At 71.7% G+C, this 22,479-nt stretch carries 19 protein-coding genes; 8 read left to right on the forward strand and 11 right to left on the reverse strand.

Annotation, left to right across the window (positions count from 1 at the left end; all coding sequences use genetic code 11):
• Positions 1-231: 231 nt before the first annotated feature.
• A complete protein-coding gene (locus tag ABD241_RS19910) occupies positions 232-426 on the forward strand; it encodes a hypothetical protein (protein ID WP_344067031.1) in 195 nt (64 codons plus the stop codon).
• A gap of 926 nt (positions 427-1,352) precedes the next feature.
• Here the strand turns inward: ABD241_RS19910 and ABD241_RS19915 are convergent.
• The 3 genes from ABD241_RS19915 to ABD241_RS19925 form a co-directional block, all read right to left on the reverse strand.
• Positions 1,353-1,574, reverse strand: a complete 222-nt coding sequence (locus ABD241_RS19915; protein WP_344067034.1) for a hypothetical protein — start codon at positions 1,572-1,574, stop codon at positions 1,353-1,355.
• Between the two features lie 61 nt (positions 1,575-1,635).
• Positions 1,636-2,436 carry a class I SAM-dependent methyltransferase gene (locus tag ABD241_RS19920; protein ID WP_344067037.1) on the reverse strand — a complete coding sequence of 267 codons (801 nt, stop codon included), beginning with the start codon at positions 2,434-2,436 and terminating at the stop codon, positions 1,636-1,638.
• A gap of 320 nt (positions 2,437-2,756) precedes the next feature.
• The gene (locus tag ABD241_RS19925) at positions 2,757-3,470 is read right to left on the reverse strand and encodes a 4a-hydroxytetrahydrobiopterin dehydratase (protein WP_344067040.1); all 714 of its coding nucleotides are present in this window, start codon (positions 3,468-3,470) and stop codon (positions 2,757-2,759) included.
• 539 nt (positions 3,471-4,009) lie between these two features.
• Between ABD241_RS19925 and ABD241_RS19930 the strand changes: the two genes are divergently transcribed.
• From ABD241_RS19930 to ABD241_RS19940, 3 genes are read left to right on the forward strand one after another with little or no spacing between them, the layout of a single operon-like run.
• Entirely contained in the window at positions 4,010-4,840 is an 831-nt protein-coding gene (locus tag ABD241_RS19930) for a DUF72 domain-containing protein (RefSeq protein ID WP_344067043.1), read from the forward strand.
• 19 nt (positions 4,841-4,859) lie between these two features.
• Entirely contained in the window at positions 4,860-6,962 is a 2,103-nt protein-coding gene (pta, locus tag ABD241_RS19935) for a phosphate acetyltransferase (protein WP_344067046.1), read from the forward strand.
• Positions 6,959-8,116 carry an acetate/propionate family kinase gene (locus tag ABD241_RS19940; RefSeq protein ID WP_344067049.1) on the forward strand — a complete coding sequence of 386 codons (1,158 nt, stop codon included), beginning with the start codon at positions 6,959-6,961 and terminating at the stop codon, positions 8,114-8,116. Before pta ends, ABD241_RS19940 begins: the two co-directional genes overlap by 4 nt.
• On the opposite strand, the gene ABD241_RS19945 is transcribed toward ABD241_RS19940, so the two are convergent.
• Complete coding sequence (locus ABD241_RS19945; RefSeq protein ID WP_344067052.1) at positions 8,117-8,986, reverse strand: SDR family oxidoreductase; 870 nt, start codon at positions 8,984-8,986, stop codon at positions 8,117-8,119.
• A 108-nt stretch (positions 8,987-9,094) separates the two neighbouring features.
• Between ABD241_RS19945 and ABD241_RS19950 the strand changes: the two genes are divergently transcribed.
• The gene (locus tag ABD241_RS19950; RefSeq protein WP_344067055.1) at positions 9,095-10,324 is read left to right on the forward strand and encodes an AI-2E family transporter; all 1,230 of its coding nucleotides are present in this window, start codon (positions 9,095-9,097) and stop codon (positions 10,322-10,324) included.
• 13 nt (positions 10,325-10,337) lie between these two features.
• On the opposite strand, the gene ABD241_RS19955 is transcribed toward ABD241_RS19950, so the two are convergent.
• Positions 10,338-11,201, reverse strand: a complete 864-nt coding sequence (locus ABD241_RS19955) for a helix-turn-helix domain-containing protein (protein ID WP_344067373.1) — start codon at positions 11,199-11,201, stop codon at positions 10,338-10,340.
• 140 nt (positions 11,202-11,341) lie between these two features.
• On the opposite strand from ABD241_RS19955, the gene ABD241_RS19960 reads away from it, so the two are divergent.
• A complete protein-coding gene (locus tag ABD241_RS19960) occupies positions 11,342-11,695 on the forward strand; it encodes a nuclear transport factor 2 family protein (RefSeq protein ID WP_344067058.1) in 354 nt (117 codons plus the stop codon).
• Between the two features lie 110 nt (positions 11,696-11,805).
• Here the strand turns inward: ABD241_RS19960 and ABD241_RS19965 are convergent, their stop codons facing one another.
• The 5 genes from ABD241_RS19965 to ABD241_RS19985 all read right to left on the reverse strand — a co-directional run bounded on the left by ABD241_RS19965 (position 11,806) and on the right by ABD241_RS19985 (position 17,391).
• Positions 11,806-12,981 carry a hypothetical protein gene (locus tag ABD241_RS19965; protein ID WP_344067061.1) on the reverse strand — a complete coding sequence of 392 codons (1,176 nt, stop codon included), beginning with the start codon at positions 12,979-12,981 and terminating at the stop codon, positions 11,806-11,808.
• Between the two features lie 70 nt (positions 12,982-13,051).
• Positions 13,052-13,639, reverse strand: a complete 588-nt coding sequence (locus ABD241_RS19970) for a GNAT family N-acetyltransferase (protein WP_344067064.1) — start codon at positions 13,637-13,639, stop codon at positions 13,052-13,054.
• A 47-nt stretch (positions 13,640-13,686) separates the two neighbouring features.
• Positions 13,687-14,187 carry a MogA/MoaB family molybdenum cofactor biosynthesis protein gene (locus ABD241_RS19975; protein WP_344067066.1) on the reverse strand — a complete coding sequence of 167 codons (501 nt, stop codon included), beginning with the start codon at positions 14,185-14,187 and terminating at the stop codon, positions 13,687-13,689.
• Positions 14,180-14,605 carry a cyclic pyranopterin monophosphate synthase MoaC gene (moaC, locus tag ABD241_RS19980; protein WP_425580857.1) on the reverse strand — a complete coding sequence of 142 codons (426 nt, stop codon included), beginning with the start codon at positions 14,603-14,605 and terminating at the stop codon, positions 14,180-14,182. The genes ABD241_RS19975 and moaC overlap by 8 nt, the downstream gene beginning before the upstream one ends.
• Positions 14,606-14,748: 143 nt before the next feature.
• The gene (locus ABD241_RS19985; protein WP_344067072.1) at positions 14,749-17,391 is read right to left on the reverse strand and encodes a UTP--glucose-1-phosphate uridylyltransferase; all 2,643 of its coding nucleotides are present in this window, start codon (positions 17,389-17,391) and stop codon (positions 14,749-14,751) included.
• A 59-nt stretch (positions 17,392-17,450) separates the two neighbouring features.
• Here ABD241_RS19985 and ABD241_RS19990 point away from each other — a divergent pair, with 59 nt between their 5' ends.
• Positions 17,451-18,065 carry a 5-formyltetrahydrofolate cyclo-ligase gene (locus ABD241_RS19990; RefSeq protein WP_344067075.1) on the forward strand — a complete coding sequence of 205 codons (615 nt, stop codon included), beginning with the start codon at positions 17,451-17,453 and terminating at the stop codon, positions 18,063-18,065.
• Between the two features lie 114 nt (positions 18,066-18,179).
• On the opposite strand, the gene ABD241_RS19995 is transcribed toward ABD241_RS19990, so the two are convergent.
• The gene (locus tag ABD241_RS19995; RefSeq protein ID WP_344067078.1) at positions 18,180-20,771 is read right to left on the reverse strand and encodes a penicillin acylase family protein; all 2,592 of its coding nucleotides are present in this window, start codon (positions 20,769-20,771) and stop codon (positions 18,180-18,182) included.
• A gap of 180 nt (positions 20,772-20,951) precedes the next feature.
• On the opposite strand from ABD241_RS19995, the gene ABD241_RS20000 reads away from it, so the two are divergent.
• Positions 20,952-22,472 (forward strand): potassium/proton antiporter, encoded by a 1,521-nt coding sequence (locus ABD241_RS20000; RefSeq protein WP_344067081.1) that lies wholly within the window; start codon positions 20,952-20,954, stop codon positions 22,470-22,472.
• Positions 22,473-22,479 lie beyond the last annotated feature (7 nt).

The following is a 22,479-nucleotide window of genomic DNA, read 5'->3' on the forward strand; positions in this document are numbered from 1 at the left end:
CGAGGATCGGGTGCACGGTCCCGCTCATCAGCCCTGCCGCGTCCCCGATCTGTGCCCCGTAGAGCTCGGCGCCAGGCTCTGCGAGGAGGGCACGCAGCACGAGCTGCGTGGTCAGCGTCATTCGTGGCGCGGAAGTCATGCTTGAACTCTACCTAGCCCCTAGGTAGAATTCAAGCATGCAGCGGGGGCTGCCTCGCTGCGGTGATGATCAGCAAGGAGGGTGAGACGCCCATGGATGAGACCACGCACCGGGAACCGGGCCAGGAGCTGCGCCGCCCTGGACGATGGTGGTGCCGCCTGCACCTCTGGCACCGCTGGCGCACGCACCGCTACCCGAACAGCGCGGACTACGGGGCCCGCTACCAGGAGTGCCTCGACTGCGGCAAGCAGCGTGACGTGCCGGTCAGTGCAGGGATCATGCCCTGACCCGCGACCCGCGCACGCGGTCCCCCGGAGCCCGGCGATGTGGGCCCGCGCAAACCAGGGAACCTGGCACCACCAGTCGCCGAGAACCGGTGCCCTCACGCCCCTATGCCCACGTCGCGCGGATGGCCTCGCTCGAGCGGCGCCACCACCTGACTCTGCGCTTCCGCGTTACGGGCGGTTCCCGACGTCCGCTCGTCAGCGTGAGGTGTTTAGCGTCAAGAGTTTGGGCGGGTGCCGGTGTCTCGTCGTCGGTCCCTGCATAGCTCGAGGTCGTGCTCGGCAGTCTGTGATCGGGTTGTGTGGACGACGGGACGGGGCGGCCTGTGATGAGCGACGAGATACCGCGAAGGGTTCTCGATGCCGCGGAAGGCTCACCCCGCCCCAGCTCTTGGGTGCTCAACGCCTCGGGCTAGTGACCGGGTGCTGATGGTTTGCTGGTGGAAGTCGTTACGCCGCAGCGATGCCCGTGGTCTCCTTCCACGCGGTGGTGCCGTGGGCAGCGAGGACCGGGTCCCACGCCCGCTGATGGGTGACGACGGCGTACAGTTGGCGCAGGATCGCGGCAGCGACAGCCGTCTGGGCCTGACTGGGACGACGCCCGCGCGAAACTCATGGCGGACGATCCGCAGGCACGGGCGGGCCCTGCCCCGGCGGGTGACTTCCGCGCGGACAGCGCGCTCGAACCGGGCCAGCCCGAGCCGCCGGGTCCGGTCCAGGTCACCGGCGTCACGGCGAACGACGACGGTCACGGCGGCTACCCAGGTGGTCGAGCGGAACGGGTGCTTCGCGGCCTCGAGGGCGGCCGGCCACACGCACTCGAGCAGGTCCCGGATCGTCTGCACGGCCGCGACATGCGCCTCGAGCAGCTCCTCGCGGCGCGAGCCGAGGTGCCGCAGCCGGGTCCACGCCGCGTTGCTCTCGTCAGGCTACTCCGCGCTTCGAGCTACCAGGTACATCGGCAGGAACAGCACCACTGCCAGCAAACACAGGGCCGCCCACACCTCGGGCTTGTCAGTGGTGAGGTCGCCGATGGTCGCGACGACGGGTCGGTGGCGCTCGACCTTTGACCTGGCATCCTGCAGCACCCACAGGCTCGCAGCCCCAACGACCAACACGACCAGGAGGACGCTGGTGACAAACGGGTTCACGCCTTCAATCTTGGCGCAAGCGCGTGCACTCGCTTCGGGCCAGCCTGGAGGATTGTTGGGATCAGACGCGCCTGGCCAGCTGCAGGTAGGTGCCGCCGTTGACCGTGACGATGCCGCCGTGGCGTTGGATCACCGTCTCCAGCGCGGTGGTCAGTCGGAACAGAGCTTCGAGGCCCAGCAGCTGGTGATCGCTGAAGGTCGAGATCAAGCCGGACCACTGGTCGCTGGTCAGTCGACGGACCCAGCGGTAGGTGCGCGGTCTCGCTGTCACGAACGCAGTGTGCCGGCCCAGGGGGTCAGCCTGGGCGCTGTCCCGGCTGGGATCGCGGCCGATGACCGTGAGTGCTGGCGCCAGATCGGCGTAGACCTCCTCGAACTCCCTCAGTAGGCGCGGAGGTACAACGTGGTAGTTCCAGAAGCGGGCGATGCGAGCACCGGGCCTTAGCACGCGCGAGCCCGCCTCGGCCCCTTTCGCCGGATCGACCCAATGCCAAGCGTGGCCGCAAGTGATCAGGTCGAAACGTCGTCCCGCGTCGTCCCACCGCTCGAATTGAGTCACCTCCACGTCCACGCCATGTTCGGCGGCGACGGCTGCCATCCGCGGGTCGGGGTCGACGCCGAGCACCGTGACACCGCGTCGGCGCAATTCGACGGCCACTTTGCCCGTGCCGCAGCCCACGTCCAGCGCTGTGCCGACCGGCTCGGCTAGCAGGTCGTCGAACAGTGCAGGCGGATAGTCAGGCCGAAAATCGTCGTAAGTCGAAGCGACCGACCCGAACGACGATGCCCGACGCTGATCGCCGTGCAGGTGTTCCAGAGGCACCACTTCAGTCTGCGCCATCCACGACGTCAGCACCGGCACCGCACTTAGTCGAACTTGCCACCGTCCTCAATGAACCGGCTGCCCTCGACGCCGGGCCCGCCGGCCTCGGACCCTTCCCAGTGCGCCCTCCAGCGGCGCGAGTTATGGACCCGGCCGATGAAGACGGTGCCGCGTCCGACAAGCTCGTCAGCAGCAGTCATCGCGGTCATCGCCTCACAGTCGGAACCGGCAAGCCCGCTGCGCCCATGTCCGGAGTGTGCCAAGACGCGCGTGCCGGCGCCCTCAAACCAAGGACCGCCCGCGATCCGGGGTGTTTCACGATCATGCCACCGACCGCTCGTGCCGGGATGCGCTGAGCCTCAGGCTGAATCGACGGTCTTCGCAGCGGACGTAGCGACGCAGACCACTCCGGTATTGCCGTCCTGGTCGGCCACCACGGTGAGCGAAGGTGCGTCGCTGTCGTCGACGACGGTCCCTCCCGCTGCGACCGCGGCAGCGATCCGTTGCTCGGCGACCTCGGGCGGCACATAGACCTCGACGTGGAAGCGCTGAGGTCGCTCGTGCCCGTCAGCGTCACCGAACCACAGGTTCGGTACCCGGCCTGTGGCGTCGCGGATCTCATCGCTTGGGGTCCCGCGGCCTTGGGACTCGGCGCTGCCGGTCAGCAGGGAGGCCCAGACCGGGGCGATGGTCGCGGAGCGCGCGGTGTCGACGCCGAGCTCGATATGGCTGACCGAGGCCGGGTCGGCCTCGAGCTCGTGTTCGGTAGCGATCTCGGTGATCCGGCGTGCGAGGTCCACGTCCCGCTGGGTCACCCACTCGACGACGTATTCGGTGCCGTCGTCGTCACGGTAGATGGCGTCGTCGCTGACCAGTTTGAGGTCGACGTGGCCGGTGCCGATCGACACGCGCGGGTAGTGGCCCAGCGTGTCGCCCGCTTCGCCGACCGCCGTGACGAACCGTGCGGCGCTGGCGAAGTCGTCGACGAGGTAGCGAGCGTGCAGTCCCTGGGCCAGCTTGCGCCAGTCGGCCAACTCGGCCTCGGCGATCTTTTCCCCTGTCAGCATGTCCATGGACCGGACCCTATGCCTGACCCGGCCTGCCGCGGTGGCGTAACTGAAATCAGCCAGCACGAGACATCCGCGGGCCGCGGTTGGGAGGGAATGGTGCGGGAGAGGGGCGGTGTCTCGGGCCGCTCTGGCGTGATTGGCGGATGGCTTGGCACGCTCGGTGCACCAGGGGACGGAGGCAAGAGCTTGGACGTCGACCTTTCGGGCCGCACGGCGCTGATGGCCGGTGCCACGTGGCGCGGGGCGAGCTCCTGCCGTCGAGCTTGCCGGGGCAGGGGCGTTCGTCGACGCAACACGACGATCGGGTCGAGCGTCCGGACCTTCGGACATGGACCGTCCCGAGACCATCGAGGAGACCGGCGACCTGATCGCAGCCGCCGGGGGCAAGGCTGCGCGCTCCGCGTCGATCACCCTGTCCCCGCCCAATGAGAAGGTCCGGGGCTCGAATCCCCTCAGCTGCACCAGGTGCGGAAGGACCGGACGAGCTCGTTGTCCGGTCCTTCTGTCTTTCTCGCGGGGCCCACCCCGGGTATGGGTCGGGCATGCCTCACGCACGTATCGGCGTCTCCGGGTGGCGCTACGCGTCGTGGCGCGGCGACTTCTACCCCAAGGGCCTGCCGCAGCGGCTCGAGCTGACGTATGCCGCCGAGCGCATGACCTCGATCGAGATCAACGGCTCCTTCTACTCCCTCCAGCGACCGAGCTCGTATGCCGCGTGGCGGGCGGCCGTGCCCGCCGACGTGGACTTCGCGGTCAAGGGCGGCCGCTTCATCACCCACATGAAGGCGCTGCGCGACGTCGAGACCCCGCTGGCCAACTTCTTCGCGAGCGGCGTCCTGGCGCTGGGACCGCAGCTCGGGCCGGTCCTGTGGCAGCTGCCGGAGCGGGTGCACTTCGACCCCGAACGGATCCGACCATTCTTCGAGCTGCTGCCCCGCTCGACGTCCGAGGCCGCACGTCTCGCCGAGAAGCACGACGACAAGCTCAAGGAGGACCGCGTCCTGACGACCTGCGAGGTCGACGTCCCGGTGCGGCATGCTCTCGAGCCCAGGCACGACAGCTTCGACACCAACGAGGCGCGAGAGCTGTGCGCCGAGCACGGCGTGGCCATGGTGATCGCCGACAGCGCGGGGAAGTGGCCGGTCATGGACGACGCGACCAGCGACTTCCGCTACGTCCGGCTGCACGGCGAGACCGAGCTCTACGCGAGCGGCTACACGGACGAGTCGCTCGACCGGTGGGCCCGGACGTGCCGCTACTGGATGGAGCAGGGTCACGACGTGCACGTCTACTTCGACAACGACGCCAAGGGCCACGCCCCCTACGACGCGGTGCGCCTCCTCCAGCGCCTCGGCGTGCGGACCACCGCCTGACGCCCGATAGGTTCGGGTCGTGAGCCGAAGCGTCTACGTCGCCTCCCCGGAGGGCCTCACGGGCAAGTCAGCCGTCGCCCTGGGCCTGCTCGACGCCCTGATCCGCGAAGTCGGGTCGGTCGGCGTCTTCCGGCCCCTGACCACCCTGGGCGGCACCGGGCCCGACGACGAGGTCGACCACATCGTCGAGATGCTGGTCAGCCAGCCGGGGATCGACCAGGCCTACGACGAGGCGCTCGGCGTCACCTACGCCGAGGCCCACGACGACCTCGACGAGGCCCTGCACCGCATCGTCGAGCGGTTCGGCGCGCTCAGCGCCCGCTTCGAGGTCGTGCTCGTCCTCGGCTCCGACTACACCGACGTCTCGACCGGCACGGAGCTGTCGTTCAACGCGAGGATCGCCGCCAACCTCGGCTCGGCGGTCGTCCTGGTCGTCCACGGCCGTGAGCGCACCCCCGAGCAGATCCGCGTCGCCGCCGACAGCGCCGTCGCCGAGCTGCGCGCCAACCACGCCCAGACGGTCGCCGTCATCGCGAACCGCGTCGAGCCGGCGGCGCTCGACGACGTGCGCAAGGCGCTCGAGACCCTCCCCTTCCCGGTCACGGCCGCCATCCCCGAGAACCCCCTGCTGTCTGCACCGAGCTTCCGGGCGCTCGCCGACGCTGTGGGCGCGGAGCTCGTCCTGGGCAGCGAGTCGTGGATGGAGCGCGACAGCCTCGGCCTCATCGTCGCGGCCATGAGCCTGCCCAACGTGCTCGCCCGCCTGACCCCCGACGTCACCGTCATCGCACCGAGCGATCGCACCGACCTGCTCCCCGGCCTCATGCTGGCCCACCAGTCCGGCACGTTCCCGACGCTCGCCGGGATCATCCTCACCGGCGGTTACGCCATTCCCGAGACGATCGCGCGCCTGTCGGCCGGCGTGCAGCAGGACCTGCCGATCGCCCTGACCGACGACGGGACGTTCCGCACCGCCGAGCAGCTCATGCAGGTCCGCGGCCCGATGACGCGGACCTCCCGCAACAAGATCGAGACCGCGCGGCGCCTCTTCTCCGAGAGCGTCGACCAGGCGGCGCTGCTGGCGGCCGTCGACGTGTCGGCGTCCGAGGTGCGCACCCCGTTGATGTTCGAGTTCCAGCTGATGGAGCGCGCCCGCTCCGACCGCCGGCACATCGTGCTGCCCGAGAGCCAGGACGACCGGATCCTGCAGGCGGCCGACGTGCTGCTGCGTCGCGGCGTCGCCGACCTGACCCTCCTCGGCGAGGAGACCAAGGTCCGCGCCCGCGGCTCCGCCCTCGGGCTCGACCTCGACGCCGCGGCCGTCGTCTCCCCCACCGACCCCGAGCTGGTCGAGCGCTTCGCGCAGACGTATGCCGCCGTGCGGGCCCACAAGGGGATGACCCTCGAGCGCGCCCGCGAGGTGGTCACCGACATCTCCTACTTCGGCACGATGATGGTCCACCTCGGCCTCGCCGACGGCATGGTCTCGGGCGCCGTCAACACCACGGCCCACACCATCCGGCCGGCTCTCGAGTTCGTCAGGACGGCCGAGGGTGTCAAGACCGTGTCGAGCGTGTTCCTCATGTGCCTCGCCGACCGGGTGCTCGTCTACGGCGACTGCGCCGTCATCCCCGACCCGACCGCGGAGCAGCTCGCAGACATCGCGATCTCGTCGGCGCAGACGGCCCAGCAGTTCGGGATCGAGCCGCGGGTCGCCATGCTGTCCTACTCGACCGGCTCCAGCGGGTCCGGCGCCGAGGTCGAGAAGGTCCGTGCCGCAACGCAGCTCGTCGCGCAGCGTGCCCCGGAGCTGGCGCTCGCCGGCCCCATCCAGTACGACGCCGCCATCGACCCGGTCGTCGGCCGCGCCAAGATGCCCGGCTCCGAGGTCGCCGGTCACGCCACGGTGTTCGTCTTCCCCGACCTCAACACCGGCAACAACACATACAAGGCCGTCCAGCGCAGCGCGCACGCCGTCGCCGTCGGCCCCGTGCTCCAGGGCCTGCGCAAGCCGGTCAACGACCTCTCGCGCGGCGCCCTGGTCGACGACATCGTCAACACCGTGGCCATCACCGCGGTGCAGGCGCAGGCCACCTCGAGCCAGCAGGGAGAGCAGCGGTGACCGAGTCCCCCAGCGAGCGTCCGGTCCTCGTCCTCAACGCCGGGTCCTCGTCGCTGAAGTACCAGCTCGTGGTGCCCGAGACCGGCGAGGTACGCGCCCGCGGCCTCGTCGAGCGGATCGGCGAGTCGGGCAGCGAGGTGGCCGACCACTCCGCGGCGCTGCAGTCCATGGCCGAGCGGCTGCGCGGCGAGGGCATCGACCTCGAGGGGCTGTCGTTGCGTGCCGTGGGCCACCGCGTCGTCCACGGCGGTCCCGGCTTCTCCGAGCCGGTGGCCATCGACGACGAGGTGCTCGACCGCATTCGCGAGCTGAGCGCCCTTGCGCCGCTGCACAACCCGGCGGCCGCCATCGGCATCGAGGCGGCCCGGAAGCGCTTCGACGTGCCGCACGTCGCCGTCTTCGACACCGCCTTCTTCGCGTCCCTCCCGCCCGAGGCGTCGACGTATGCGGTGCCCCGCGACCTGGCCGAGAAGCACGCGATCCGCCGCTACGGCTTCCACGGCACCTCCCACCAGTACGTCGCGCAGGCGACGGCAGACCTGCTCGGCCGGCCCGTCGAGGACCTGCGCCAGGTGATCCTCCACCTCGGCAACGGGTGCTCCGCCTCGGCGGTGCGCGGAGGACACGCGGTGGACACCTCCATGGGGCTCACGCCGCTGGAGGGCCTGGTCATGGGCACCCGCTCCGGCGACGTCGACCCCGGGCTGCACGCCTACCTCGGACGCGAGGCCGGCCTCTCCCTCGACGAGATCGACACGCTGCTCAACAAGAAGTCGGGGGTGCTGGGGCTCAGCGGCGTCAACGACTTCCGCGAGCTCGAGCACCGGCTGGCCGCCGGCGACGCCGGCGCGCGGCTGGCCTTCGACGTCGTCGTGCACCGGCTCAAGCACTACGTCGGCGCCTACCTCGCGATCCTCGGCGGCATCGACGCGCTGGTCTTCACCGCCGGCGTCGGCGAGAACAGCGTCTCGGTCCGCGCGGCGGTGACCGACGGCCTGGAGGGACTGGGCATCGAGGTCGACCGTGCGCGAAATGCGGCTCGCTCCAAGATCGCTCGGGTCATCTCACCGACGGGGGCCATGGTGGTCGTCGCCGTCGTGCCGACCAACGAGGAGCTCGCGATCGCCCGTCAGACGGCCGACCTCGTCGGCTGATCAGGCGCGTCGCTGGGCCGCGAGGTGCTCGCGGAGGGACACCGGCCGGCGGCCGGTGAGCCGCTCCACGTCACCGCTCACCCCGTCGAGCTCCCCGCGGGCCACTGCTGTGTAGGTCGAGACCCACGCGTCCACCTGCCAGTCCGGGGCCCCGTGGACGGCGCGGGACGCGTACGCCTCCTCGAGGCTCTCGTCGTGGAAGCGCACGTCGCGACCGGTCACCTCGCTCACGACCTGCGCCATCTCGGCGAAGGTGAGCGCCTCCGGGCCTGTCAGGTCGTAGGTCGCACCCGCGTGCGCCGCAGGGTCCAACAGCACCGCCGTCGCCACCCGGGCGACGTCCTCGTGGGACACCACCGCGGCCCGCCCGCCGTCCGCGGGCCCGCGGATGACGCCGTCCTGGCCGACCAACTGGTCCACGAACTCGAGGTAGAGGTTGTCCCGCAGGAAGGTCCAGGCCAGGCCGGAGGCGCGGAGGTGCTCCTCGGTGGCGGCATGGTCACGGGCGAGGGTGAAGGTCGCGTCCGGTGCGGCGCCGAAGAAGGAGACGTAGACGACGTGCCGCACCCCGGCGGCCGCAGCGGAGTCGACGAAGGCGAGGTGCCCCTCCAGGCGGTCGGCGCTCTCGGCCGCCGAGACCATGAAGAGCATCTCGACACCCTCGAGCGCCGCACGCGCCGCCTCGCCGTCGCCGTAGCTGCACCGGGCGGCAACCGATCCGGCAAGACGCGGAGCCCGGGCCAGGTCGCGCACGAGCAGCCGCTGCCGAACGCCGCGGGCGGACAGGTCGTGGGCCACCAGGCCCCCCAACCATCCGGTGGAGCCGGTGACGGCCAGAGTGGGAGGGGCGCCGTCGACCGGTGTGCTCATGACTCGAGGGTAGGCAGCAGCGGGCCTGGCCGGCACGTGGGAGAGCCGGCCCGCCGGGGTCGGCCGGTGCTGCGCGCACGAGCGCGCCCGGCGACATACGGTTGGACGGTGACTCACAACCCTGGTGACCGCTCCGGCACCCTGTCCGACGCGACGGCGCCCCTCGCTCGTCGTGTCCCCGACGACGCAGCCCCCTCCGACGGCCTCTCCCGCCCCACCGACGACGGGCTCTCGGGCGTGGAGGCAGCCGCCGTGCCTGCCGGCATCCGGGTCGCTGCCGACTGGTCGTGGCGCCTGCTGCTCATCGGCGCCTTCGTCTACCTGCTCTCGATGGCCCTGCGCACGGTGTCCGAGATCATCGTGCCCGTCGCCATCGCGCTGCTGCTCACCGCGCTGCTGCGCCCCGTCGCCACCTGGCTGCAGCACCGGATGAAGCCCGGCGCCGCCGCCGGTCTCACCCTGGTCGGCACGATCGTCCTCGTGGGCGCCCTCTTCACGATGGTCGGCTCGCAGTTCAGCAGCGGCTTCGCCGACCTCACCGGCCAGGTCGCCGCCGGCCTCGAGACGGTCCGCGACTGGGTGCGCACGACCTTCCACATCACCGACGCGCAGTTCAACTCCTACTTCGACACCATCCGCGAGAAGGTCAGCAGCTCGGGCAACCTCGGCGACACGGCCACGTCGGTCGGCCTCACCGCGACGCACTTCGTCGCGGGCCTGTTCATCGCGCTCTTCTCGCTCTTCTTCTTCCTCTACGAGGGCCCGCGCATCTGGTCGTGGGTCGTCGGGCTCTTTCCCCGCGCCACCCGCCGGCGCATCGACTCCTCCGGCGTCATCGCGTGGCACCAGATGTCGGCCTTCGTCCGGGCCACCTTGATCGTGGCCCTTGTCGACGCCATCGGCATCGGCGTGGGCGCGGCGATCCTCAAGGTGCCCTTCGCCTTCGCCATCGGCATCCTCGTGTTCATCTTCGCGTTCATCCCGATCGTCGGCGCGCTGCTCTCCGGCGCGGTCGCGGTGCTGCTCGCCCTCGTGGCCCACGGCCCCGGCATCGCCCTGATCATGCTCGCTGTCGTCATCGGCGTGCAGCAGCTCGAGGCCCACGTCCTCCAGCCCTTCCTGCTCGGCAAGGCTGTCAGCGTCCATCCGCTCGCGGTCATCCTCGCCATCGCGGCCGGCTCGATCATCGCCGGCATCGTCGGTGCCCTGGTGGCCGTGCCGTTCGCCGCCGTGATCAACGCCGTCGGCAAGCACCTCTTCGGCGACGAGTCGCAGGAGGAGCTCGACCGCGAGATGACGGAGTCCGCCGACGAGGGGGGCGCCCCGGCGAACGCCTGAGTCGCCGGCACCGTCAGCGGGCCAGCACCTGCTGGGTGCGGACGTCGGCCGGCAGGAAGGTCTCGAGGTGCAGGTCGTCCAGGGTCGCGTCCGTGGCCGTCTCGAGGCGGGCGCTGACGCTGAAGAAGCGCAGGAGATCGCCCCCGACGAGCAGCTCCAGCGCGAGCACCGGTCCCACCAGCGGGAGGCCCGCACCGAGGCCCGTACCGAGGTCCGTGCCGAGGGTCGCACCCCCGCCCGGGCCCGCGCCGCCGGCCCGCTGGACGTAGCCCGCGACCTCCTCGGCGAGGTCGTGGAGCACCGGGTCGTGGGTGTGCTCGGCACGGCTGCGGACCTGGTGCTGCAGGTGCCCCGCCCACTGCTCGAGGTTCCGGATCCGTGGCGCCAGGCCCTTGGGGTGCAGGCTCAGGCGCACCACGTTGACGGGCGGCTCGAGCAGCTCGGGATCGCACCCGGCGAGCATGAGGTCGACGACCGGGTTGGTGTCGACGACGTCCCAGTGCCCGTCGAGGAGCAGCGCCGGGTACGGCTGGTGCGCGTCCAGCAGCCGCCGCAGGCCGTCCATGACTGGCGCGAGCTCGGCGTCGCCGAGTCCGCGCGGCCGGTGGCGCGGGGCGTAGCCACCGGCGAGCAGCAGGTCGTCGCGGGAGCGCAGCGGCACCTCGAGGTGCACGGCCAGGCGCTCGATGAGCTCGGGGCTGGGCTGCGCCCGTCCGGTCTCGACGCAGCTGAGGTGGCGGGTGCTCACCTGCGCCCGTGACGACAGCTCGAGCTGGCTCAGCCGGCGTCGCTCACGCCACGTGCGCAGCAGCTGGCCCACTGAGGGTGCCGAGGGCGCCGTCGCCCGCTGGGCAGGCCGTGGACCGGCCGTCTGCATGGTGGTCACGGCTCGCAGCGTAGGACCCTGCGACGGGTGGGGCCAGCACCGAGCATGACCTCTGAGGTCATCGACGCCATGACGGGGCGAGGGTGAGGCTGTCGCCGTCAGACCTCACCGACACACCCAAGGAGCTCCCCATGAGCGACATCGTCCGCAGCTACCTCGACACCTGGAACGCCACCGACACCGATGCCCGGCGCACCCTCCTCGAGGCGCACTGGTCGCCCGCCGTCACCTACGTCGACCCGATGGCCGAGGTCTGCGGGCACGAGGGCGTCGAGGCGCTCGTCGGCGGCGTGCAGGCGCAGTTCCCCGGCTTCGTGTTCACGCCCGTCGGCGAGCCCGACGCGCACCACCGTCAGGTGCGCTTCCAATGGGGCCTCGGTCCCGAGGGCGCTGAGCCTGTCGTCGTGGGCTTCGACGTCCTCGTCCTCGACGAGCAGGACCGCATCGCCGACGTGCGTGGGTTCCTCGACCGCGTGCCCGCCTGAGGCACGACCCTGCGGCCGTATGCCGTCACGCGCTGCGAGACCGGCCCGTTGCCGGGCGGCGCCTTCCGGTCGAGCTGCTCGCTCTGGAAGGCCCGCCCGGTGTGGCGGCTCTACTGGGAGACGGCGCGCCGCGCGAAGAGGGCGCGGTCGTCGAGCTCGTCCGCCTCCTCGGCGAACTCCGGGGTGTCGAAGACGTCCGCGGGGATGCCGCTGTCGGTCCAGCGCGGCTCCGCCTTCGCCTTGAGGACGTAGGTCGGGGGCGGCACCGGCACCGGGCTCCAGCTGCCCTCGGGCGCCTGCTGGGCCGGCGCCGCGGCGACCGGCAGCGGGCCGGTGGCCACCGCCTGCAGGTCGAACACGCCTCGTGCGACCGGCTTCTCGGACTGTGCCGGGGCCCCCGCCCCGGGCTCGAGGGTGACCACCGTGCTGCGGATGACCTGGGTGTCCTCGATGGACAGGACCGGCAGGGAGAGCGGCTCGCGTCCCTCGTAGTCCTCGTGGCTCTCGAGGCCCTGGTGACGCCAGCCCCGTCCCTCGCGTCGAGGACGCTCGGGGGCCGCGCCGCGCGAGTACGTGCGTGCCTGCGGCTGGGCGGAGTCGAGCTCGTGCTCCGTGGTCGAGCGCAGCCGATCGGCACGCGCCTCGGCACGCAGCCAGACCAGCACGGCGGCGACGGTCAGCACGGCGAAGGGAATGGAGACCCACATCAGCACGCCCGTCACGGTCAGCACCACCGACACCGGAACCCACAGCAGGGCGAGGAGCAGCAGGGCGGCTCGCAGCCGGCGCCGCGAGACCGGCACCGAGGCGGTGACGCGAGCGGAACCGCTTGAGCGAGAGGGGCGCTCGGACCTCACGGGACCAGTGGTCGGGCGTGCGGTCTGGGGCATGCGGTCCACCTCGGCGAAGTCGGCGATGTCGTGGTCGGTGTAATGCGGGGCCGCCCCGGTGTCGGTCCCAACGGTCGTGGGCACGTGCACACGTGCATGGCCGCGGCGGGCGACGAGCGGCGAGCTGCGTCGGGACGCGCCGGCCGGGATGGCCCGCTTGACGTCGACCGTGGCGCGCGCGGCGCTCGCGGGCTTGACGGCATACGAGTGGGGGCGCGGCGTGCTGAGGTCGGTGACGGGCAGGGCCGGTCGCTTCTCGAGCACGCGCATGGCCTCCGAGAAGTCCTCCATGGAGCGCGTGGCGGCCGCATCCTCACGGCGGCGAGCCCAGTGCTGCACGAGGTACGCGGCCCAGATCGCCACGATGACGACGAAGACGAGGCTGCTGACGGGCACGGGACCAACCGTAGGACGCGGCGAAGCGCGGGCCCGGCACATTCAGGGTGTGTCGCGCAAGAGGCTGCTGTTACTGGTGTGACAGACGTGCCGAGAGGCTCGATCCCTCGAGGTCCTCGGTCGTCACCGCGAAGGACCGGTGGTCGCGCCAGGCCCCGTCGATGTGCAGGAAGCGGCGACGCACCCCCTCGTCCCGGAGCCCGAGCCGTTCGACGACCCGGAGCGAGGGCTCGTTGTCGAGGCGGATGTTCACCTCGACGCGGTGCAGCCCGCCGGGCCCGAGGGCGTGGTCGATGGCCAGGGCCACGGCCCGAGTGGCGATGCCGCGGCCGGTCACGGACTCGTCGAGCCAGTACCCGGCAGCGGCCGACTGCTGGGCCGCGCGGACGATGCCGAAGAGGTGGACCTGGCCGACGATGCGACCGCCCACCTCGATGCACCACGGCAGCGCCCGGTCGGCGCGCGCCTCGGTGTCGAGGTCCCGGACGAACTGCCGGAAGCTGACCGGGGCCCGGGATGGTGCGCCCGGCGGCAGCGTCGGCTCCCAGGGCTTGACGTGGTGCGCGTTGTCCCGACGCACCCGCTGCCACTCGGCCTCGTCGGCCACCTGCAGGGGACGCAGCACGATGGTCGGCTCCCACGAGGTGTCGCGCAGCACGAGCGGCCACCGCGCCGACCCATCGCGATGGGGGCGCCAGGGCATCCTCATGCCGGGTGGTCGCTGCCGGGGATCTGGTCGAGGGCGTGCCCGAGGACCGGCTCGAGCACCTCCAGCGCGTCGGCGACCCCACCTCGCGAGCCGGGGAGGTTGGCCACCAGGGTCCGGCCGGCGAGCCCGACCAGGCCGCGGGAGAGCATCGCCGTGGGCACCCCCTTGGAGACCCCCGCGGCCCGGATGGCCTCGGCCACTCCGGGAACGAGGCGGTCGATGAGGGGCGCGGTCTGCTCGGGGGTCACGTCGGTGGGTGTCAGGCCCGTCCCACCGGTGGTGAGCACGAGGTCGGGCTCGCTGGCGAGGACCTCGCGCAGCGCCATGCCGAACTCGTCGCCGTCGGGCACGACGACCGGAAAGCCGACCTCGAAACCCCACGCGCGCAACCGCTCGACGATCACCGGACCGGACCTGTCCGCGTAGACGCCGGCCGCGGCCCGGGTGGAGACCGTGACCACGACGGCGCGGCGACCGGCGCCGATGTCCTCACTCACGCCAGTCCCCCGACCGCCCACCGGACTTGGCCGTGACACGCACGTCGGTGATGCGGCCGTGCTTGTCGACGGCCTTGACCATGTCGATGAGGGCCAGTGCCGCGACGGAGACGGCGGTGAGGGCCTCCATCTCGATGCCGGTGCGGTCCGCCGTGCGCACGGTGGCCGTGATGTCGGCGCCGTCGTCGGCCACCGTGACGTCCACCTCGACGCCGTGGACGGCGATGGGGTGCGCGAGCGGGATCAGCTCGGGAGTGCGCTTGACCGCCTGGATGCCCGCGATCCGCGCGACCGCCAGCGCGTCTCCCTTGGGCACGCGGCCTGACCGCAGGGCCGCCACGGCCTCCGGGCTTAGCAGCACCCGACCGGCCGCGCTGGCCTCGCGGGCCGTGACCGCCTTGGCGGACACGTCGACCATGTGCGCGCTGCCGTCGGCCCGAACGTGCGTCAGCGAGGGCGGCTCGTGGACGTCTGCCTGCCGTGACGCCTCCCCTGACGCCTGCCCTGACGACTGCCCTGACGACTGCCCTGACGCCTCCGCGGACGCCGTCTGCTCGCCCATCAGGACTCCGGGTCCAGCAGGAGGACGTCGACCACCTCGCCGGCCACGAGCTCGGTCACGTCCTCGGGCACGACGAACAGGGCGTTGGCCCGCGACAGGTCGGCGACGAAGTGCGAGCCCTGGCCGTCGACCGGGACGGCCACCAGCGCGCCCTCGGTCGAGCGCGAGACGACGGCGCGGCCGAACTGCCGGCGACCGCCGAAGGACTCGACTCCCGAGATGAGGGTGGCAGGGCGCAATCGGCGCTTCTCGGGCGTCAGCCGCATCAGGCGCCGCAGCGAGGGCCGGACGAAGACCTCGAAGGACACGAACGACGACACCGGGTTGCCCGGTAGGGCGAAGAGCGGCACCTCCCGACCGTCGGGACCGCTGAGCAGCCCGTAGCCCTGCGGCTTGCCCGGCTGCATCGCCACCTTGACGAAGTCCACGCCCCGGCCGGCCAGGGCGCCCTTGACGACATCGTAGGCCCCCATGGAGACACCGCCGCTGGTGACGACGACGTCGGCGGACGCGACGACGTCTTCGAGGACGGCGACGAGCTCGTCCTCGGAGTCGCCGACCACCCCGCGGACCTCAGCGGAGGCGCCGGCGCTCACGGCCGCGGCCCAGAGCATCGAGGAGTTGGAGTCGTGGATCTGGCCGGGGCCCAAGGCCTGTCCCGGCGGCACCAGCTCGGCGCCGGTCGAGATGACGACCACGTGCGGCCGGCGGTGCACCTCGACCTCGGCGTGCCCGCACGCAGCGAGGAGGGCGAGGGTGCGGGCGCCGACGACGGTGCCCGCCGGCACGACGACGGAGCCCGACGTGACGTCCTCGCCGCGAGGCCTGACGTAGCGGCCGGCCGTCACGGGCGTGCGGCACTCGACCTCTCCCGAGGCCGACCCGTTGGTGTCCTCGAGGGCGATGACGGCGTCTGCGCCCTCGGGCATCGGGGCGCCCGTCATGATGCGGGCCGCCTCACCGGGTCCCACCGAGAACGTCGGCTGCTGGCCGGCGGCGACCTCCCCGACGATGCGCAGCCGCACCGGCGCGCCCGCAGCGCCGGCGAGCGAGTCGGCGCGCACGGCATACCCGTCCATCGAGGAGTTGTCGAACCGTGGGAGGTCCACCTCGGACCGGACGTCGCGCGCGACGACGAGGCCGAGGGCCTCGGTGAGCGGGGTCCGCTGGGTCGGTGCGGGCTCGAGCGTCGACAGGATCGCCCTGAGATGCTCGTCGACGGTGCGCACCTCGCCGGGGGCCACCGCGGGGGCCGCTGCGCCGTTGGACGGCTCGCCGAGCACGGCGTCGTCGAGCACGCGGCGGTAGCCGTCGATGAGGACGTCACCGACGCAGCGGACGTTGCGCCCGAAGACGGGGTCGCCGATGACGCGCAGGCTCGTGCAGTCACGCATCGACGGCACCCCCTTGGGGAAGCGCTTCTCGAATCCGGAGACGAACCGGTAGGCCGAGTCGAGGTCGACGTAGGGCTCGGGCCCGTCGGCCGCCGCGACGACGCGGTAGCTCTCGTCGAGGGAGAAGAAGTCCGACCGGATGACGAGCAGGTCGTTGGTGGTCTTCACCGGACGGAAACGCGTGCGCGGCACGAGGATCGCCTCGGACCCCTCGAAGACCTCGATCGCCGTGCCCATCGCCGACTCCATCTGGATGACCTCGGGCGAGCTGGGGTCGGACGGGTCGACGTTCTTGCGGTTGACGATGATCGGCAGGCCCAGCACGCCCTGCTTCTGCGTCATGCGCTCGCGCAGCACCTCGAGGTCGACCCACACGTTGTTGGCGTTGAAGGTGTTGTGCCGCTTGATGTCACGGAAGAAGCGCTCCTCCCCCTCGGCCACCATCGCGGTGTCGCGCAGCACGATCCGTCCGTCGGACTTGCGCACGGCGAGGTGGCCGCCCTTGCGGTCGCTCTTGGTCCGCTCGCACACCTCCGCCACGTAGGGCACGCCGTGCTCGACCATCCAGGCCGCGACGTCGGGGTCGCAGGTGGCACCGAGGTTGTCGGAGTTGGACAGGAACGCGAAGCGGATCCCCTTGGCCAGCAAGGCGTCGAGAACGCCGGAGGTGACGAGCGAGACGTAGATGTCGCCGTGCCCCGGCGGGCACCACTCGAGCTCGGGGTCCTTGGGCCACTTGACGGGCACGAGTCCCTCGGTGCACAGCTTCGGCTCGGCGTTCTGGATGAAGTCCAGCGGGACCCCCTCGACGGGGAGATCGGGGTACTTCTCGAGGATCGCCAGCGACTCGGCGGAGGTGCGGAAGGAGTTCATGAGCACGAGCGGCAGCTCGACGCCCCACTGCCTGCGCAGCGCGAGGACCTGCAGGGCGATGATGTCGAGGAAGGTCAGGCCGTCCTTGACCTGGAGCGCCGACTTGGCGCCGGTCATGCCCATGCCGGTGCCGAGGCCTCCGTTGAGCTTGATGACGGCCGTCTTGGAGAGGGCGTCGCGCGCCTCCTCGTCGGAGACCCGCACCTCGCCGAGCGCCTGGATGTCCCTGAGCGGCTCGATCGAGTCCTCCGGGATCGTGCCCAGGGCACCGGCCTCCAGCTGGTGGAAGTAGTGCTCGAAGACACGGATCGCCTCGGGGCCGAGTCCCCGCTCACGCATCAGCTCGACGGACTCGCGCAGCCCCTGCTCACTCATGGCCCTCACCTTACGATGGGCCGCGTGCGCATCCTGCCGCTCTGCAAACCTGGTCAGCCATGAACGCCGGCCGCAAGCATGACCTGCGTCACGTCGCACGAGCGCGCCGGCGCGAGATCGCCGCCCGGATGGATGCCGGTGCACGCGACGCCGCGGCCCGGGCCGTCGCCGAGGCGGTCCTGCGCTTCGTGCCCGACCCGGGCCGCGTCGCCGTCTACGAGTCGCTACCCGACGAACCGCCGACCGGGTGCCTCGTCGCGGCGCTCCTCGCCGCCGGGCACGAGGTCATCGTGCCCGTCGTCCTCGACGACTTCTCGCTCGAGTGGAGGTATGCCGTCCCGGGCGCCGGCGCCGACGAGTCCACCGTGCGCCGACCGGGTCGGGGCGGCCGCACCTTCCGGCCCGACGAGCGGGAGGGCTGGCTCGGTGTCGATGCCCTGGCCGGCTGCGACCTCGTCGTCACACCCGGCCTGTCCGTCGACGCCCACGGCACCCGTCTCGGCCAGGGCGGCGGCTGCTACGACCGGGCCCTGCGCCACCGCGAGCCCGGCACGCCCGTCGTCACCCTGCTCCACGAGGGCGAGCAGAGCACCGAGGACCTGCCGGCCGACCCGCACGACGTCCCCGTCGACGGCTACGTGACGACCACCGGGCGCGTGGTCAGGCTGCGCTGACGACGGAGGCACACGGCATACGCCCCCGGCTGTCGGGCGGGCCCACGGCCACGGCCACGGCCACGGCCACGGCCACGGCCACGGCCACGGCCACGGCCACGGCCACGGTCAGGGTCAGGGTCCTGCGGCCGGCGAGGGCGGCTCGAGCGTCAGCTCGTCGTTGCCGGCCTCGCGCACCGCGTTCTCGCTGAAGGGCCACGGGAACGTCTCGTTGGCGGCCCAGGCGTCCACCTGGTCGGCGTAGTGGTCGTCGTAGGCGTGCCCCGACTGCCCGGTGGCGTTGACCCACCGGGAGGCGTCGAGGTTGCCGAGGTCGACGATCATCCGCATCGACGGTCCGGTGGTGACGCCGTAGCCGGGCTGCGAGGCGTTCCACGAGTTGGCGTTGACGATGGCGTTGCCGCCGCCGAGCTCGAACGGGCCGCGGTTGAACAGGCCCTGGACGACGCGCGGGACCCCGTCGCCGCCCATCACCTGGTGCTTGAGCTCGAGCTCGTGGAGCCGGCCCCACCGCCACGTCGCCGGAACCTTGCCGAGCTCGCGCGCGAGGTCGAGACGTGCCTCGACGAGGGCGCGCTTGAGGATCTCGCCCGAGCCCTCCGTGACGCCGGGCGTGGTCTTGTCGTCCCACCAGTCGTTCTTGGGGTCCTTCAGCAGCTGGTCCATGACCACCATCCAGCGGGAGCCGCCGTCGGGGGCGATGTCGGGCGGGAGCTCGTCGAAGGTGTACTCGAGCAGGTGCTTCCACACGGCGTTGTAGTACGCCGCGGCCGCCGATTCGCGGGACTTGTCGCCCGGCTGGTTGCCGTCCCAGTCGCGCAGCAGGCGCTGGGCCTGCGCCGTGAAGTCGTCGACCTGCACGGCCAGCAGCCGCTCGACGAGCGCCGGAGCGTACGTGTTGCGCGTGTCGCCCTGGATCTGGGCCATCGTCTCGGGCGACACCTTCGGGGTCGCGGCGAGAAGCGTGCGGATGCGCTGGGCGCGGAAGCCGTAGTCCCACTCGGAGGTGAGGAACGGCGTCGGGCTCGCCGTGACCGCCTGGTTGGCCGTGACGAGGAAGCCCTCCGGCGGGTCGAAGGTGTTGGGCAGCTCGTCGAAGGGGACGTAGCCCTTCCAGTCCCACTGCGAGTCCCAGCCCGGCGAGGGCCAGAAACCGGGAGGCGCGCCCGGGGTCGCCGAGCGCCGCACCGGGATGCGGCCGGGCGACTGGTAGCCGATGTGGCCTGCGGTGTCGGCGTAGACGAGGTTCTGCGAGGGGACGGAGAAGAGGGCGGCCGCCTTGCGGAACTCGCTCCAGTTCGACGCGCGGTTGAGCGCGAAGACGGCGTCGGCCGTCGTGCCCGGGGTCAGCGCCGTCCAGGCCAGCGACACGGCATACCGGTTGGACTGCGGGGCCCCTCGCACGACGCTGCGGTCGCCCGCCTCGTCGATCGAGGGCACGACGTCGGACAGGATCGGGCCGTGCACCGTCGAGCGGACGTTCAGCGGCACGTCGGACCCGCCGGCCACCTTGATGACCTCCGCACGGGTCGTGAGCGGGACGTTGCGCCCGTCCCGGAGGTACTTCTCACCCGAGACCTGCTCGAGGTAGAAGTCGGTGACGTCCGGGCCCAGGTTCGTCATGCCCCAGGCGATCTTGTCGTTGTGGCCGATGACGACGCCGGGCAGGCCCGAGAAGGTGAAGCCGGACACCCGGAAGGGGCAGGCGGGGCTGACCGTGCGGCACTGGAGGTTGACCTGGGTCCAGATCCCGGGGATCGACAGCCCCAGGTGCGGGTCGTTGGCCAGCAGCGGCTTGCCCGTCGTCGTGTGGGAGCCCGCGACGACCCACGAGTTCGAGCCGACCCCGTCGCCGCGGCCGAGGCTCGTGGGCACCGCATTGACCGCCGCGAGGGCGGAGTCGATGGCGGCGTTGCCGTCGGTGGAGCGCATCGCCGTCAGGGCCGCGGGCTGGGCGCTCGCCGCCTGGTCGGCGGCGCCCGCCACGGGCTGCCAGTCCTGCTCCGACAGGATCGGCTGGTTGCGGTCCACCGGATACGGCGGGTAGAGCAGGTTGATCTGCTTGAGCGAGCGCGTCGTGCGCGACAGGCGGGCGCGGGCCAGCTCGTCGTTGTAGTCGCCGCGCAGGTCCCAGGCCATCGCCTTGAGCCAGGCCAGGGAGTCGACCGGCGACCACGGCTCGACGCGGTAGCCCGGGTTGCGGCGCGCGAGCACGGTGTACTCGAGCGACATCTTCTCGGGCGACTCGGTCCGCTTGATGTACGCGTTGACACCGTCGGCGTACGCCTGGAGGTACTGCCGTGTCTCGGGAGCGAGCTTGGGCAGCTCCTGCTCGGCGACGTGGCGCCAGCCCATCGCGCGGATCACCTTGTCGCTCTCGAGGCCCGCGCTGCCGACCATCTCGGAGAGCCGGCCGGCCGTCACGTGGCGGCGCAGGTCCATCTCGAAGAAGCGGTCCTGGGCGCTGACGAAGCCCTGCGCCTGGAAGAGGTCCCGGGCGTTGTCGGCGTAGATCGTCGGAATGCCGCGGGCGTCGCGGCTGACCGAGACCGAGCTCGTCAGGCCCTCGATCGACAGCTTGCCCGTGGTGTCCGGGAACGACTGGCGCACCACACCGATGGCCAGGATCCCGACGGCGACCACCGCCATCACGACGAGGACGGCGACGAGCAGGACGATCCGACGGGCGCGCTTCAACCGTGACACGCGACGAGCCTAGGCCCCGGGCCGAGGGCGCCGACCACGCCCCGCGGGGTGGTGCAGCAATCGTTGCCGAACCGTGGGCAAGGCCGGCCGGACGTCGACACGCGCCCGGGGCGCGGCTGAACCGGTGGCCGCGGGCGTGTGCCGGGATGGTTGGATTGGCGCACACCCGAGGAGCAGCCCTTGACCGCACACCCGGCCATCACGTCGTCGACCATGGACCTCGACGACCTGACGCGTGTGCTCCTGATCGGCTCGCTCGTCCTGCTCGTGGCGGTGGCCGCCGTGCGCCTCTCGGTCCGGTCGGGCCTGCCGTCGCTGCTCATCTACCTCGGCATCGGACTGGCCCTCGGCAACGCCGGCGCGGGCATCCAGTTCGACGACGCCTCCATCACCCGGGTGCTCGGCTACGCCGCGCTCGTGCTCATCCTGTCCGAGGGCGGCCTGACGACGTCGTGGGCCAACATCAAGGACTCGGTCGCCCCGGCCGCCGTGCTCTCGACGCTCGGCGTCGTCGTGTCGGTGCTCGTCGTCGCCGTGGCCGCCCATGCCCTCCTCTCGCTGTCGTGGACGATCTCGCTGCTCATGGGCGCCATCGTCACCTCCACCGACGCCGCAGCCGTGTTCGCGGTGCTGCGCAACGTGCCGCTGCCCAAGCGGCTCTCGGGGATGCTCGAGGCCGAGTCCGGCTTCAACGACGCGCCCGTGGTGATCCTCGTCGTCGCCTTCGCCGCCCAGGGCGTTCCGGGCGGCAGCGCCGACCCGTGGTGGCTGCTGCTCCTGCACGCGGCCCTCGAGCTCGTCGGGGGCGCCGTCGTCGGCGTCGGGGTCGGCTGGCTCGGCGGCCAGGTGCTGCACCGGGTCGCGGGCGCGTCCTCGGCCCTCTTCTCGATCGGCGTCGTCTCCCTCACCGTCCTCGCGTATGCCGTGGGCGCCGCCGTCCACGTCTCCGGCTTCCTCGCCACCTACCTCTGCGCCCTCGTGCTGGGCAACATGGGCCTGCCCAACCGGGTGGCCTTCCAGAGCTTCGCCACGGCGATGGGCTGGATCGCCCAGATCGGGCTGTTCGTGCTGCTCGGGCTGCTCGCAGACCCGCGACGCCTCGACGAGCAGCTCGTGCCGGCCATCGTCATCGGCCTCGTGCTGCTGCTCGTCGCGCGGCCGCTGTCCGTGCTGGCCTCGATGGCGTGGTTCCGGGTGCCCTGGCGCGACCAGGTCTTCCTGTCGTGGGCGGGCCTGCGCGGGGCCGTCCCGGTCGTGCTCGCGACGGTGCCCCTCGTGGTCGGCACACCGAACACCGAGTGGATCTTCGACCTCGTCTTCATGCTCGTGGTCATCTTCACCATCGTCCAGGCGCCGACGTTGCCGTGGGTGGCCAAGCGGCTCGGGCTCACCGAGCAGGTCCACTCCGTCGACGTCGACCTCGAGTCGACCTCGCTGATGGAGATCAGCGCCGACGTCATCCAGGTGACCGTGGGGGCCGAGTCCCGGCTGCACGGGGTCGCGGTCTTCGAGCTGCGCCTGCCCAAGGGCGCCAACGTGACGCTCGTGGTCAGAGGCGGCGAGGGCTTCGTGCCCGAGCCGCACACGACGATCCGCCACGGCGACAAACTGCTCGTGGTCACGACCTCACGGGTCAAGCAGCGCACGGAGCGGCGCATCCGCGACATCAGCCGCGGCGGGCGCCTCGCCGGCTGGCCGTAGACTGACC

It is taken from the genome of Terrabacter lapilli (genome assembly GCF_039531305.1).
GTDB classification, from domain to species: domain Bacteria; phylum Actinomycetota; class Actinomycetes; order Actinomycetales; family Dermatophilaceae; genus Terrabacter; species Terrabacter lapilli.

Excerpts from the sequence above, each read along its gene's own strand:
- ABD241_RS19910 (WP_344067031.1), top strand. The coding sequence starts at position 232 with ATGGATGAGACCACGCACCGGGAACCGGGCCAGGAGCTGCGCCGCCCT.
- ABD241_RS19925 (WP_344067040.1), bottom strand. The coding sequence starts at position 3,470 with ATGGACATGCTGACAGGGGAAAAGATCGCCGAGGCCGAGTTGGCCGAC.
- ABD241_RS19930 (WP_344067043.1), top strand. The coding sequence starts at position 4,010 with ATGCCTCACGCACGTATCGGCGTCTCCGGGTGGCGCTACGCGTCGTGG.
- ABD241_RS19945 (WP_344067052.1), bottom strand. The coding sequence starts at position 8,986 with ATGAGCACACCGGTCGACGGCGCCCCTCCCACTCTGGCCGTCACCGGC.
- ABD241_RS19955 (WP_344067373.1), bottom strand. The coding sequence starts at position 11,201 with ATGCAGACGGCCGGTCCACGGCCTGCCCAGCGGGCGACGGCGCCCTCG.
- ABD241_RS19960 (WP_344067058.1), top strand. The coding sequence starts at position 11,342 with ATGAGCGACATCGTCCGCAGCTACCTCGACACCTGGAACGCCACCGAC.
- moaC (WP_425580857.1), bottom strand. The coding sequence starts at position 14,605 with ATGGTCGACGTGTCCGCCAAGGCGGTCACGGCCCGCGAGGCCAGCGCG.
- ABD241_RS19985 (WP_344067072.1), bottom strand. The coding sequence starts at position 17,391 with ATGAGTGAGCAGGGGCTGCGCGAGTCCGTCGAGCTGATGCGTGAGCGG.
- ABD241_RS19990 (WP_344067075.1), top strand. The coding sequence starts at position 17,451 with ATGAACGCCGGCCGCAAGCATGACCTGCGTCACGTCGCACGAGCGCGC.